Source organism: Pseudomonas sp. PA-6-3C, from assembly GCF_021605825.1.
Lineage (GTDB): Bacteria > Pseudomonadota > Gammaproteobacteria > Pseudomonadales > Pseudomonadaceae > Aquipseudomonas > Aquipseudomonas edaphica.
Window position 1 is genome coordinate 1 of the sequence record NZ_WKDV01000059.1, and the last position, 13264, is coordinate 13264.

At 60.4% G+C, this 13264-nt stretch carries 16 protein-coding genes; 8 read left to right on the plus strand and 8 right to left on the minus strand.

Annotated elements, in window-relative coordinates; translation table 11 throughout:
- The coding region (locus GIW48_RS27210) for an acyclic terpene utilization AtuA family protein (RefSeq protein ID WP_236490688.1) at positions 1-831 on the plus strand (831 nt) is incomplete at its 5' end.
- Positions 828-1142, plus strand: a complete 315-nt coding sequence (locus GIW48_RS27215; protein WP_017137835.1) for an AtuA-related protein — start codon at positions 828-830, stop codon at positions 1140-1142. The genes GIW48_RS27210 and GIW48_RS27215, both read left to right, overlap by 4 nt.
- Positions 1143-1280: 138 nt before the next feature.
- Here GIW48_RS27215 and GIW48_RS27220 read toward each other — a convergent pair whose 3' ends face one another.
- From GIW48_RS27220 to GIW48_RS27240, 5 genes are all read right to left on the minus strand, one after another.
- Positions 1281-1652 (minus strand): glutathione S-transferase N-terminal domain-containing protein, encoded by a 372-nt coding sequence (locus tag GIW48_RS27220; protein ID WP_236461350.1) that lies wholly within the window; start codon positions 1650-1652, stop codon positions 1281-1283.
- 102 nt (positions 1653-1754) lie between these two features.
- Entirely contained in the window at positions 1755-2300 is a 546-nt protein-coding gene (folE, locus tag GIW48_RS27225) for a GTP cyclohydrolase I FolE (protein WP_003442011.1), read from the minus strand.
- 78 nt (positions 2301-2378) lie between these two features.
- A complete protein-coding gene (locus tag GIW48_RS27230; RefSeq protein ID WP_017137833.1) occupies positions 2379-2936 on the minus strand; it encodes a Smr/MutS family protein in 558 nt (185 codons plus the stop codon).
- Between the two features lie 75 nt (positions 2937-3011).
- Entirely contained in the window at positions 3012-3332 is a 321-nt protein-coding gene (locus GIW48_RS27235; protein WP_056861118.1) for a hypothetical protein, read from the minus strand.
- Positions 3333-3468: 136 nt separating this feature from the next.
- Positions 3469-4059 carry a cysteine hydrolase family protein gene (locus GIW48_RS27240; RefSeq protein ID WP_017137831.1) on the minus strand — a complete coding sequence of 197 codons (591 nt, stop codon included), beginning with the start codon at positions 4057-4059 and terminating at the stop codon, positions 3469-3471.
- A 239-nt stretch (positions 4060-4298) separates the two neighbouring features.
- Between GIW48_RS27240 and prmB the strand changes: the two genes are divergently transcribed.
- Positions 4299-5207 carry a 50S ribosomal protein L3 N(5)-glutamine methyltransferase gene (prmB, locus tag GIW48_RS27245; protein ID WP_017137830.1) on the plus strand — a complete coding sequence of 303 codons (909 nt, stop codon included), beginning with the start codon at positions 4299-4301 and terminating at the stop codon, positions 5205-5207.
- 77 nt (positions 5208-5284) lie between these two features.
- On the opposite strand, the gene GIW48_RS27250 is transcribed toward prmB, so the two are convergent.
- Both GIW48_RS27250 and GIW48_RS27255 read right to left on the minus strand, forming a co-directional pair.
- Positions 5285-6091: a hypothetical protein gene (locus GIW48_RS27250; protein WP_138452752.1), complete on the minus strand. Its 807-nt coding sequence runs from the start codon at positions 6089-6091 to the stop codon at positions 5285-5287.
- A 99-nt stretch (positions 6092-6190) separates the two neighbouring features.
- Complete coding sequence (locus tag GIW48_RS27255; protein ID WP_099548921.1) at positions 6191-7153, minus strand: alpha/beta hydrolase; 963 nt, start codon at positions 7151-7153, stop codon at positions 6191-6193.
- 143 nt (positions 7154-7296) lie between these two features.
- Between GIW48_RS27255 and aroC the strand changes: the two genes are divergently transcribed.
- The 4 genes from aroC to GIW48_RS27275 all read left to right on the plus strand — a co-directional run bounded on the left by aroC (position 7297) and on the right by GIW48_RS27275 (position 10630).
- Positions 7297-8388, plus strand: coding sequence for a chorismate synthase (aroC, locus tag GIW48_RS27260; RefSeq protein ID WP_099548922.1), 1092 nt, complete (start codon positions 7297-7299; stop codon positions 8386-8388).
- A 73-nt stretch (positions 8389-8461) separates the two neighbouring features.
- Positions 8462-9625 carry an MFS transporter gene (locus GIW48_RS27265; protein WP_017137826.1) on the plus strand — a complete coding sequence of 388 codons (1164 nt, stop codon included), beginning with the start codon at positions 8462-8464 and terminating at the stop codon, positions 9623-9625.
- Positions 9622-10152: an acireductone dioxygenase gene (locus tag GIW48_RS27270; RefSeq protein ID WP_236461352.1), complete on the plus strand. Its 531-nt coding sequence runs from the start codon at positions 9622-9624 to the stop codon at positions 10150-10152. The genes GIW48_RS27265 and GIW48_RS27270 overlap by 4 nt, the downstream gene beginning before the upstream one ends.
- Positions 10153-10360: 208 nt before the next feature.
- Positions 10361-10630, plus strand: coding sequence for a response regulator transcription factor (locus GIW48_RS27275; protein WP_017137824.1), 270 nt, complete (start codon positions 10361-10363; stop codon positions 10628-10630).
- 62 nt (positions 10631-10692) lie between these two features.
- On the opposite strand, the gene GIW48_RS27280 is transcribed toward GIW48_RS27275, so the two are convergent.
- Complete coding sequence (locus GIW48_RS27280; protein ID WP_016970113.1) at positions 10693-10971, minus strand: DUF3509 domain-containing protein; 279 nt, start codon at positions 10969-10971, stop codon at positions 10693-10695.
- 393 nt (positions 10972-11364) lie between these two features.
- Between GIW48_RS27280 and GIW48_RS27285 the strand changes: the two genes are divergently transcribed.
- On the plus strand, positions 11365-13191 hold the full coding sequence (locus tag GIW48_RS27285; protein ID WP_236461354.1) for a long-chain-acyl-CoA synthetase: 1827 nt from the start codon (positions 11365-11367) through the stop codon (positions 13189-13191).
- The last annotated feature ends 73 nt before the right edge of the window (positions 13192-13264 follow it).

A 13264-nucleotide genomic window follows, 5' to 3' on the forward strand; every position in this document is an offset into this window, starting at 1 on the left:
GCGATCACCGGGCGCGTGGCCGACCCGTCGCTGTTTTTGGCACCGCAGATGTTTGAGTTCGGCTGGGCTGCGGACGACTGGCAGCGGCTGGGGCGCGGCACGTTGGTCGGGCATTTGCTGGAATGCGCGGGCCAGGTCAGCGGCGGTTATTTTGCCGATCCCGGTTTCAAGGATGTGGATGAGCTGGCACGCCTGGGTTTCCCGTTGGCTGAAATCGATGCCGATGGCGAGGCTGTGATCACCAAGGTGGCGGGCTCAGGCGGGCAGGTCAGCCGTGCGACGTGCACCGAGCAGATGATCTACGAAGTACACGACCCGGCGGCTTATCTCACGCCGGACGTGACGGCAGACTTTTCCCAAGCGAGCTTTGTGGAGGAGGGCGTGGATCGCGTCCGTGTCCAAAACGCCAGTGGTCGCGCTCGGCCTGAACAGTTAAAGGTCAGCGTGGGTTACCTGGACGGATGGATCGGTGAAGGGCAGATGTCCTACGGCGGCCCAGGCGCGGTCGCACGGGCTGAGTTGGCGCGGGATATCGTACTCAAGCGCCTGGAACTGATGGGCGTAAAGATGCAAGAGCTACGCGCCGAGCTGATTGGCATGGATTCATTGCACGGCCCACGCAGCAGCGTCGAGCCCTGGGAAGTGCGCCTGCGCGTGGCCGCCCGTTGTGAAGAGCGCTGCGAAGCGGTGCGGGTTGGCAATGAAGTGGAAACCCTCTACACCAATGGTCCGTCGGGCGGCGGCGGCGCGAGTAAAAGTGTGCGCCAGGTGGTGGCAGTAGCGTCGTTATTGCTGCCCCGCAGCGTGGTTAATCCGAGGATCGAAGCATGAAACTGCACACACTGGCCCATTCCCGTACCGGCGATAAGGGCGACACTTCGAACATCTCGATCATCGCCTACCGCGCCGAGGATTATCCGTTGCTGTGCGAACAGCTCACGCCCGAGCGCGTCGCCACGTTTTTTGCCGGCTTGCGTGAGCCGGGCGCAGCGCCGGTGCGGCGTTATGAATTGCCCAACGTGCAGGCGCTGAACTTCGTGCTGCCGGGGATCCTGCGCGGCGGCGTGACCCGCTCGCTGGCGCTGGACGCCCATGGCAAGTGCCTGGGGTCGGCCTTATTGGATCTGGTAATACTGACTTAATTACACAGCCAAACAAATGTGGGAGCTGGCTTGCCTGCGATAGCATCAACTCAGTCTACCTGAATCACCGAGGTGCCTGCATCGCAGGCAAGCCAGCTCCCACACAAGCCACCTCCCACTTGGGTTCTTCAGCGGCTGTCAGACCGCGGCAAACCGCTTGTCGAGGTAATCAATGATTACCTTGGAATCATACATCCAGGTGGTCTGGCCATTCTCTTCGATACGCAGGCACGGCACTTTGATCTTGCCGCCTTGCTCCAGCAGGGTCCGGCGCTCCTGTTCGTTGTTTTTCGCGTCCTTGAGCGCCACCGGCACATTCAGGCGGTGCAGGGTGCGGCGAGTCTTCACGCAAAACGGGCAGGCGTGAAACTGATACAGCGTCAGTTCCTTGGCCGCCGCGTTGACCTGTGCCTGCTGCTCGGCAGAACGCTGCTTTTTGCGCGGGCGGGTCAGGAAGTCGCCCGCGATGATGATTTGGCCGAGACCCACTCGAAGTGCTTTGACGAACATGGCTGAAAACCTCTTGCCCATGAAGAAGGGGCCGCAGCTTACCTGAATTTCGCGGGCGAAAAAAAACCGGCGATGAACGCCGGCTTTTCCTTACGCAGCCTGTTACTTGATCAGGCTGAGGAATTCGCTGCGGGTGGCCGCGTTTTCGCGGAACTCACCCAGCATCACCGAAGTGATCATCGACGAATTCTGTTTCTCCACACCGCGCATCATCATGCACATGTGCTTGGCTTCGATCACCACCGCCACGCCCAGGGCGCCAGTCACTTGCATCACTGCATCGGCGATCTGGCGGCTGAGGTTTTCCTGGATCTGCAGGCGGCGCGCATACATGTCGACAATCCGCGCAACCTTCGACAGGCCCAGCACTTTGCCGCTCGGGATATACGCCACATGCGCCTTGCCGATAAACGGCAGCAGGTGGTGTTCGCACAGCGAGTACAACTCGATGTCCTTGACCAGCACCATTTCGCTGTTGTCGGAGCTGAACAAGGCACCGTTGGTGACTTCTTCCAGCGTCTGTTCATAGCCGCGGCAAAGGTACTGCATCGCCTTGGCGGCACGCTTTGGCGTGTCGAGCAAGCCCTCGCGGGAAACGTCCTCGCCGAGCTGGCCGAGGATCGCGGTGTAATTCTGTTCCAGGGACATGAAACTACCTGTGGGATTTTCGCAAAGCGCAAGGTTACGGTGGCGGGCACATCGCTGCAAGCCTGACGATGGCACTTGTTACTCGTCGCGCCCTTCCATCATGGTGCGCTTGAGCATCACATACACCGCACCGGCGCCGCCGTGGCGGGCCTGGCAGGAGGTAAAACCGAGTACCTGGGCATGCTGGCGCAGCCAGGTATTGACGTGGCTCTTGATCATGGGACGCTTGCCGTCCAGGCGCACGGCCTTGCCGTGGGTGACGCGCACGCAGCGGATTTCGAATTTGGTCGCTTCGGCCAGGAAGGCCCAAAGGGTTTCGCGGGCTTTTTCCACGTTCATGCCGTGCAGGTCGAGGCTGCCTTCGAACGGGATCTGGCCGATCTTGAGCTTGCGCATCTGGCTTTCCTGCACGCCGTCGCGAGCCCACATCAGCTCGTCTTCGGGGCCTACATCGATCACGAACTGGTCCGACAGGCCATCCACCGTGGTGGCGTCGGTGCGCACGGTCGCGGCCTGGCGCAACTTGGCGATCTGTGCCCGGTCGGCCTTGGGTTTACCGGTGTCGGCACGATCATGCTTGATCGGCTTGACGCCGCGCAGCTCGTTTTTGAACAGGGAAAAATCGTCGTCTTGCATGTCAGCCTCCGCGAAGGGCGGGCAGTTTACCTAAATCGCGGCGGCCAGGGCGCAGGAAACGCTATCCAAGCGCCATCAGTCGTGCTTTTTCATCAAGTGCGAAGCGATGTTCAGTGACAGCGGCTGACGCATTTTCCGACGGCTACGACGCCATAACCACACACCCAACCACAGCACCAGCAGTCCGATTACCAACAGGATAGCCGAACCGCCGGGGCTGGCATTCAACTCGCCAAGGGCCGGCGAATGACCAAACAGGCCGGCGCCACCAGCGCCGGCCAACAGCAAACCTACAATGGCCAGCAACGCGGCAAAGCCGGCTACCAGGCGCAGACGCCAATTGCTCGGGCCTTTGGGGCGCAAGCGACGAGCGTCAAAACCATCGGATATCTTCATTCCGACCTTTCCTCCAGGGTATCGGCCCTTCGACCGGAAGATACACAGGTTGTTCCGACAGCAGCGGTAAATGCGCCAAATGAGAGGGCTTTGCGGATGAGCGGGGCAATAAATACGCCGCTCATCTCAAGGGCGATCAGATCAGATCTTTGGTCAACGCGAGGGTGGCGAAGTTGTCGGCCATGATGGCCATTTCAGTTTGCTGTACGTGCTCGGCGCTCAGGATGCCACCTTTGTAAGGCAGGTCACGGGTGGCGCAGGCGTCTTCCACCAGGGTGCAGCGAAAGCCCAGGTTCTTGGCGGCGCGCACGCTGGTGCTGACACTGGAGTGGCTCATGAAACCGCAGACGATCAAGTCCAGGGAGCCGAGGTCTTGCAGGTGTTTCTCCAGGCCGGTGCCATGGAACGCGCTGGGCAGCAGTTTGCCGATGATGGTTTCATCGCCTTGGGGTTCCAGGCCAGGAATGAACTCGCCGCGCTCGCCCTGCGGGTCGAACAGGCCACCGACGGTGCCAAGGTGACGTACATGCACGATCGGGCGCCCGGCATTACGCGCGGCTGTCACAAGCTGCTTGATGTTGTCGACCGCCGCGTCCATGCCGGACAGGGCGAGTGGGCCGCTGAGGTATTCCTTCTGGGCGTCGATGATCACGAGGGTCGCATGGTTCAGGTTGGCTGCTGCGTAACCGCGACCGCTGAGTTGAAACATCGTCTTTGGAACGGACATTCTGGGGCTCCTGTGAGGGGGGCTTTTGTCACATTGTCCACTGGCTGAGCGGTTCTGTGAATCGCTACCATCGTAAGGTACGCCGTTGTTGACGTGCAGCCATGTCAAGAGGTGGGCTTGATCAGCGCAATGATGGCAATTTGAATGATTTCCGACAGATGGTGAAGGGTTTTCGTACATCGTCGGTACAGGCGAAGGCTGTTAGAATCGCCAGTCGTTTTTTCCAGGAGCTTGCCCCCGTGATTACCTCCCGCCTGCGCACGTTGCGCGACCACATCCGTTGGGCTGTCAGCCGTTTCCATGGGGAAGACCTGTTTTTCGGGCATGGCACCGACAATGCCTGGGACGAAGCCCGGCAATTGGTGCTCGGCGCCTTGCACCTGCCTTGGGAAATTGCCGACAGCTACCTGGACTGCAACCTCGAAGAAGAGGAAGTCGCCCATGTGCAGCGCTTGCTGCACAAGCGTATCCACGAGCGTGTCCCTACCGCCTACCTGTTGAAGGAAGCCTGGTTCTGCGGCATGTCGTTTATTGTCGATGAGCGCGTGTTGATCCCGCGTTCACCGATTGGCGAGTTGATCGAAAACCGCTTCGAGCCATGGCTGGCCCAGCCGCCGGCGCGCATTCTCGACCTGTGCACCGGCTCCGGTTGCATCGGCATCGCCTGTGCCTACGAGTTCCAGGACGCCGAAGTGGTGCTGGGCGACTTGTCCTTCGAAGCCTTGGAAGTGGCTAACCAGAACATTGAGCGTCATGGTGTCGATGAACGCGTCTACACCGTGCAGGGCGACGGCTTCGATGGCCTGCCGGGCCAGCGTTTTGACTTGATCGTGTCCAACCCGCCGTACGTGGATGCCGAAGACTTCGCCGACATGCCGGATGAGTACCAGCACGAGCCGGAACTGGGCCTGGCCTGCGGCGATGATGGTCTGAACCTGGTGCGACGCATGCTGGCCGAGGCCGCCGACCACCTGACCGAGAAGGGCTTGCTGATTGTTGAAGTCGGCAACAGCCAAGTGCACGTCGAAGCGCTGTACCCGGAAGTCGACTTTGCCTGGCTGGACTTCCAGCGCGGCGGGCATGGTGTGTTCATGCTGACGGCTGAACAGTGCCGGGAGCATCAGGCGGTGTTTGCGGCGCGGGTTTAACTTCATTCCACAATAGGAACGCGGTCAGTGTGGGAGCCGACAAGCCCGCTCCCACATTTGGAATGCATTCCAACCTTTCAGCGGTGTGTGGCAATCCAGATCAACAGCCCCGCCTGAAACACCGTAAACGCCACCAGGCACGTAATGGTAAAGCGCAGCCCACTGTCCTCGCGCTTGAACTTGGTGACCTTTTCTTCTTCCTTGCGCAGCTTCACTTCCTGCTCGGCCAGGTTCTGCTCGGCCTGCTGCAGCATTTGCGCAGCTTCGAGGATCTCCACGTACTGCACCTTTTCGGTGTTCCAGCTGTCCAGCACTTCGCTGACTTTGCCGGGTTGCACGTTCCCTTTGAGGTGCTGCACATCGGCGTAGGCCACATCAAAACCCTGGATGCGCAGGAAATGATCGCGACGCAGGCGCGTGGCTTCGTTGAGTGCATCCTTGTTGGCGAGGTCCACGCCGTCTACGCGGTAATGTGACCACTTCTTTTTCGCCCACGCGGCGGCCTGTGCCACCAGAAAGCGTCCCAGGCCACGGTTGGCCGGTTCAATTTCCAGGCTGTTACCCGGGCCGAAGTGCACACGGTGCGTCTCGTGATCGACCCAGATATCCAGGTGGTTCTGCTCGCGGCGCACACGTTGGCCGGGCAACTGGATCACCATGCGTAACAGGCTGTGTTTCTTGTCATGGCGTTCGGTATAGCCAAACTGTACGAACCGCAGCGGCCGTGCGCCGGTGGCACGATCAGTGGCCAGGGGCGCCAGGCGCAGCATCTTGAAGTGTTCGGCCTGAACGTCCGCCCACGGCAGGGCCGCGGCCTCGACAGCCTCGGGTTTTTCGGCCGGGGTGTCGGCGGTAGATTCGGGTGTTGCTTCGGTGGTAGTCATGCGGCGCGATCCTGTCCAAGCCCGGCGAGCCGACAGTCTTTTTACTGTCGACTCTGGGCTTATCGGCCGTTTTATTCAGGACTGGAGGCAAATAATCGCTTAACGGGGTTGAAGTCCGTCGATAAAGCGCACGATGCGTTGGCCCAGCTCGGCGGCGAGGGGCAGTTTGGGGTCGTTGTATGACTCAAGCTGTTCCTTTACATCCTTGGGCACGATGCGCATCACGTGGTTCATGCCTTGAATCACGCTCAGTTGTGCGTCGGGCTTGGCCGCTTGCAACTGCTGGGCATCCGCCACGCCAACCTGGATATCGTTGGTGCCCTGGATGATCAGAGCCGGCATGTTCAGTTTGGCGAAGGCGGCCGATGGGTCGGCACGAAACAGGCTGATCAGGTACGGCTGCACACTGGGGCGGAAAATGCCTTCCAGCGGGCGCGGTACATCGGCATCCACCTGGCCGGCCTTAAGGTGGTCGAGAATTTCATTGCTGCGCAGCAACAGGGCAGGGGGCAGATGATCGGCCAGTTGCTGGCGGATCACCTGGTCCACCGGCCGGGCGCTGCCGGACAGCGAAATAACCCCGGCCGGGTCGAGTTGCGGCGCGGCGAGGGTGGCGACCAGCGCACCTTCGCTATGGCCCAGCACGATCAACTGGCCCATGCGGCTGTCGGCCTTGAGCAGCTTGCCCCAGGCCACCGCATCGGCCACATAGGCGTCCAGGGTGAGGTTGCGTTCGTCGGGGGTGGCGGCCAAGCTCGCGGCCACGCCGCGTTTGTCGTAGCGCACGCTGGCGATGTTATTGCGCGCCAGCACCCAGGCCAGGCGCTTGAGGCTGTCGTTGCGCGCACCATCGGCGCTGTTGCCGTTGCGGTCGGTGGGGCCGGAGCCGGCGATGATCAGCACCACGGGCACCGGCTTGTCGGATTTTGGCAGCAGCAGCGAACCAAACAGCTCGCCGCTGCCGGTGTCCAGGCTGATCGGCCGTTGCAGCACGACGGGGGAGGCGGCGAAGCCAAGGCTGGAAAACAGGGTAAGGGTCAAAAGCAAAACTCGCAGCATCATCACGCCATCATCAGGAAGGTGCCGGTTGGACCAACGTCTACCGGTAAGGTTTCGAGGATGAACTACTCGGTTAGCCTGCGTATACTGGCTGCCTTAAGTTATTACGGTTGAGTTGATTCAACTGATTTCACGGAGCGCCCTGCATGTCCGGCAATACCTTCGGCAAGCTGTTCACTGTCACCACCGCGGGCGAAAGCCATGGCCCGGCGTTGGTCGCCATTGTCGACGGCTGCCCGCCAGGCCTCGAGTTGTCTCTGGAAGACCTGCAGCGTGACCTCGACCGCCGCAAGCCCGGCACCAGCCGCCATACTACCCAGCGCCAGGAGCCCGACGAAGTCGAGATTCTTTCCGGCGTGTTCGAAGGTCGCACCACCGGCTGCGCCATTGGCCTGTTGATCCGCAACACCGACCAGAAGTCCAAGGACTACTCGGCGATCAAGGACCTGTTCCGCCCGGCCCACGCCGACTACACCTACCACCACAAATACGGTGAGCGCGACTACCGTGGCGGTGGCCGCAGCTCGGCGCGTGAAACCGCCATGCGCGTGGCCGCCGGTGCCATCGCCAAGAAATACCTGGCCACCCAGGGCATCGTGATCCGTGGCTACATGAGCCAATTGGGCCCGATTGAGATCCCGTTCAAGACCTGGGACAGCGTCGACGACAACGCCTTCTTCAGCCCCGACCCGGACAAGGTGCCGGAACTGGAAGCCTATATGGACCAGTTGCGCCGCGATCAGGATTCGGTGGGTGCCAGGATTACCGTGGTCGCCGAAGGCGTCAAACCGGGCCTGGGTGAGCCGATCTTCGACCGCCTCGACGCCGAGCTGGCCCACGCGCTGATGAGCATCAATGCGGTCAAGGGCGTGGAGATCGGCGCCGGTTTTGCCTGTGTCGCCCAGCGCGGCACTGAGCATCGCGATGAAATGACGCCGCAAGGTTTCCTCAGCAATAACGCGGGCGGCATCCTCGGCGGTATTTCCTCCGGCCAGCCGATTGTTGCGCACCTGGCGCTCAAGGCCACGTCGAGCATCACCACGCCGGGCCGTTCGATCGATGTGCACGGCAACCCGGTGGACGTGATCACCAAGGGCCGCCACGACCCGTGCGTGGGCATCCGCGCCACGCCGATTGCCGAGGCGATGATGGCCATCGTGTTGATGGACCACCTGCTGCGCAACCGTGGGCAAAACGCCGATGTGCAGGTGAGTACGCCGGTGTTGGGCCAGCTGTGACGGCGTGTGGCGAGCGAGCTTGCTGTGGCGAGGGAGCTTGCTCCCGCTGGGCTGCGCAGCAGCCCCCCACAATATGACGCAAAGCCTCCCATACTGGCGCCTCTCCAGCTTCTACCTCTTCTACTTCGCCCTGCTCGGGGCGACGGCGCCGTTCCTGGCGCTGTACTTCGACCACTTGGGGTTCTCCAGCGCGCGTATCGGCGAGCTGGTGGCCATCCCCATGCTGATGCGCTGCGTGGCGCCCAACCTGTGGGGCTGGCTCGGCGACTACACCGGCCGGCGCCTGGCCATCGTGCGTTTTGGCGCGGTGTGTACCCTGGCGAGTTTCTCGCTGATCTTCTTCAGCAAAACCTACGCCTGGCTGGCCCTGGTGATGGCACTGCATGCGTTCTTCTGGCACGCGGTGTTGCCGCAGTTTGAAGTGATCACGCTTGCGCACCTGCAAAAGCAAACCGCGCGCTACAGCCAGATCCGCCTGTGGGGCTCCATCGGTTTTATCCTCACCGTGGTGATCATGGGCCGCCTGTTCGACGGGCTGAGCCTGGACATTTACCCGGTGGTGGTCGTGGTGATCATGGCCGGCATTATTGGCGCCAGCCTGTGGGTGCCGAACGCGCAGCCCGCCGTCCAGGGCAATCGCCTGGCCGGTGACGGTTTCCTCAAGCAATTGCGCAGCCCCGGCGTACTGGCGTTTTATGCCTGCGTGGCCTTGATGCAAATGAGCCATGGCCCGTATTACACGTTCCTGACCCTGCACCTTGAACATTTGGGTTATAGCCGTGGCGTGATCGGCATGCTGTGGGCGCTGGGTGTGGTCGCGGAGGTGCTGATGTTCCTGGCCATGAGCCGGATCCTGACGCGTTTTTCGGTGCGGCGGGTGCTGCTGGCCAGTTTCGTGTTGGCGGCTATCCGCTGGTTGCTGCTGGGGTCATTCGCTGAAATCTTCTGGGTATTGCTGCTGGCGCAAGTGCTGCACGCCGCCACGTTCGCCAGCTTTCATGCGGCCGCCATCGCCTTTGTACAACGCAGTTTCGGCGCCAGACAACAAGGCCAGGGCCAGGCGCTGTATGCCGCGCTGGCCGGCACCGGGGGCGCGTTGGGCGCCCTCTACGCCGGTTACAGCTGGAACCTGTTGGGCCCGACCCTGACCTTCAGCATCGCCAGCGTCGCCGCCCTGGCCGCCGCCATTATCATTGGCCTTCGATTGCAAGAACCGACTACAGGAACCGAGCAATGAGTTATGTCGCTGTTTACGCTGCCACCACACCGGATACCCCGAACAAGGTCCTGACCCATTTCGACGATATCGTCTCGACGCTGGCCGACCACGGTGTGCGTTTTGCGCGCTGGCAGCCGGCGCCGATTGAGAAGGGCGCCAGCGACGCAGACATGATCGCCGCGTACCAGCCGCAGATCGACGCCCTTGGCTACGCCGCCGTGGAGGTGCTTAGGGCGGCGGGCGATCTGGCACAGAACATTGAACTGCGTGCGCAATTCCTCAGTGAACGCCGCTACAGCGAAGACGAAGTGCGTTTCTTCGTCGCAGGCCAGGGCCTGTTCAACGTGCACGTGGGCGACTATGTGTATGCCGTACGTTGTGAGAAAAATGACCTGCTGGTGATTCCGGCCGGCGTGCCGCATTGGTTCGACATGGGCGAGAACCCGCACTTTGTCACCTTGCGTTTGTTCAACACAGCTAAAGGCTGCGAGCCTCAACTCACCGGCGATGCTATTGCCGGTGGTTTCCCGGGCTTGGACGACTAAGCACAGATATTTAAATGTTCAACCCAGGCAAGTTGGAAGTTGTTGTGGGAATAAGCCTGATTATCTGTAAGGCGTAGCTGTTTCTGCTGCGCCCTGTGCTTTCAATCCATTCGTTATGTAACTCTCTGCAGACTCGATGTTTATATCACCTGTCAATAGCAGGAATCCGAAAGGTGATAGGGCATCCACTACAAAAGGAGAGAGCACAATGAGTGGCCCAGAACAGTCGTGTCGCACGCCGGTGGACGCGCCGATGACCGTTAGAAGACGTCTGAGCCTGGGCGGCAAGCCCCTCACCCCGACAGAGCTGGAAATTTTGCGCTGGGCCTCGGAAGGCAAGACCGTCTGGGAAATCAGTCAGATCCGGGCAACCTCTGAAGCCACGGTGAAATTCCATCTGCGCAATATCTACGGCAAGCTGGAAGTCACCAACCGCGTACAGGCGATGAATGAGGCCAGCCGACAAGGCTTGTGCTGAAGCCACACAAAAAAGGGCCGCGACGCCTGTAAGCGTCGCGGCCCTTTTTGGTTATCGGTGGTTTATGCCGAGTGGTAGGTCGGCAGGGCAAAGCGGTTCTGGCTTTGCAGCATCGAAATCTGTGGCAGCTCACTGGCTTGTTCGGCCAGGTCGCGGCGGATCGCGCTGATCACCCAGGTCAGTTGGTCAGCGGTGTGCAGCTGTTGATACGAGATCGAACGCTTGACCTGTTTGCCTTCGCTGTTGCGCAGGGTCAGCAGGATACCGCCGTCTGGACGTGGCTGAGTGGTGACGTCGTATTGGGAGAATACAGAAGCGAATTTATCTTGGATCAGGCTCATGTCTATCAGCTCCGTTGGCTCAAGTTGGCAAGCATGGAGAGATAGGTGCAGTGATTGTGCCAGTATTGGATATCTGAAAAAGTCGTTATAAATCAATTAGTTAAAAATTTTACAGATTTTCGGTTTCGTGCAATTTGCATGAATGGCCATCGTGCATCCTGCATTTTGCGTTATTCGCGCCAGCTGTTTCAGGTCAGCCTCGAAGATAAAGACCGCCTCGGTTGGGCAAAATTCCTTTTCGGTGGAAGCCGACTCGGGATACAAAACTTTTCAAATCCCGCATGTACAGTCAAAGAATGGCAGGCGTATTTTCCCGCATGGCATTCGGCATCTGCCTACAGGGCTGCCGCTATGTCTGGATCATACGAAGAATAAGAAAAAGGACGTTCCGCCATGAGCCATCAGCAAGACGACATGATCACGTGGGGCAAGCTCTTACGTAAGGTGCCTGCGATTGTTCGAGCTTTGCCACGCGTAGTGCGTGGCATGCGCGCCGCGAATGTCACCGACCCCGCGCAGCCTTGCGGCCTCGGTTGGCACTTTGAACAGGCTGCGTTGCGCAACCCCGACGGCGCGGCGTTGTTGTACGGCGACAGCGTGCTCAGCTACCGCGAAGCCAACCAGCGCGCCAATCGCATGGCTCATTACCTTCAAGCGCAGGGCATCGGCAAGGGTGATGTGGTCGCGCTGTTTATTGAAAATCGCCCGGAACTGCTCCTCAGCGTACTGGCCGTGGCCAAGCTGGGCGGTATCTGCGCCATGCTCAACACCGCGCAAACCCAGGCGGCGCTGGTGCACAGCCTGAACCTGGTGAACCCGGCGGCGATCGTGGCAGGTGCAGAATTGGTAGACGCCTATGCGGCGGTGCGCGAGCAAGTGTCGATTGCGGCCGAACGCAGCTGGTTTGTGGCGGATCAGTCCTCAAACGCGGTGCCGCAGGGCTACACCGACCTGATGGCCGCCAGCGCTGACAGCCCGGTGGACAACCCTGCCAGCAGCGGACAAATCTTCTTCAACGACCCCTGCTTCTATATCTACACCTCCGGCACTACCGGTTTGGCCAAGGCCGGCATCATGAAGCACGGGCGCTGGACCAAGACGGCGGTGAGTTTCGGCAGCATCGCCCTCGACATGGGGCCGCACGACGTTCTGTATTGCACTTTGCCGCTGTACCACGCCACGGGCCTGTGCGTGTGCTGGGGTTCGGCGATTATCGGCGCATCGGGTTTCGCCATCCGGCGTAAATTCAGCGCCAGCCAGTTCTGGGACGATGCGCGCAAATTCAACGCAACCACCCTGGGGTATGTCGGTGAACTGTGCCGCTACCTGCTGGACCAACCGCCCAGTGCGCAGGATCGCGACAATAAAGTCACCAAGATGGTCGGCAATGGCTTGCGTCCCGGTGTCTGGGCGCAGTTCAAGCAGCGTTATGGCGTCGAGCACATCTGCGAGCTGTATGCCGCCAGCGACGGCAACATCGGTTTTACCAATGTGCTGAATTTCGATAACACCATCGGCTTTTGCCTGCAGCATTGGGCGCTGGTGGAGTACTCCCACGAAACCGGTGAGCCGCTGCGTGGCAGCGATGGTTTCCTGCGTAAGGTGCAAACTGGCGGGCAGGGCTTGCTGCTGGCCAGGATCGATGAAAAGTCGCCGTTCGACGGCTACACCGACCCGGAAAAGAACCGCAAGGTGGTGCTCACGGACGTGTTCGAGAAGGGTGACCGCTACTTCAATACTGGCGACTTGCTACGCAGTATTGGCTTTGGCCATGCGCAATTTGTCGACCGACTGGGCGATACGTACCGTTGGAAGGGCGAAAACGTCTCCACCACCGAAGTGGAAAACGTGTTGCTGCAGCACCCGCAGATCGCCGAAGTGGTGGCCTATGGCGTCGAGATCGAGAACACCAATGGCCGCGCAGGCATGGTCGCCATCACGCCAAGCGAGTCCTTGGCGGCCCTGGACATGCGTGAGCTGTTGCAGTTTGCCCACGGCCAGTTGCCGCACTATGCGGTGCCGTTGTTTTTGCGCATCAAGGTCAAGATGGAAACCACTGGCACCTTCAAATACCAGAAGGTCAAGCTCAAGGAGGAAGCCTTCGACCCGGACAAGGCCGGTAACGACCCGGTGTACGCGTGGCTGCCCGGCTCCGACAGTTATGTACCGGTCACCGGGCTATTACTGGCGCAGATCCAGGGCGGGCAGTTCCGTTATTGATTCTGGCTATGAATGCTTTTGACAAAAAAGCCATGACAGCGGGGAACTCCCTCGCGACACTGAGCGCCTTATA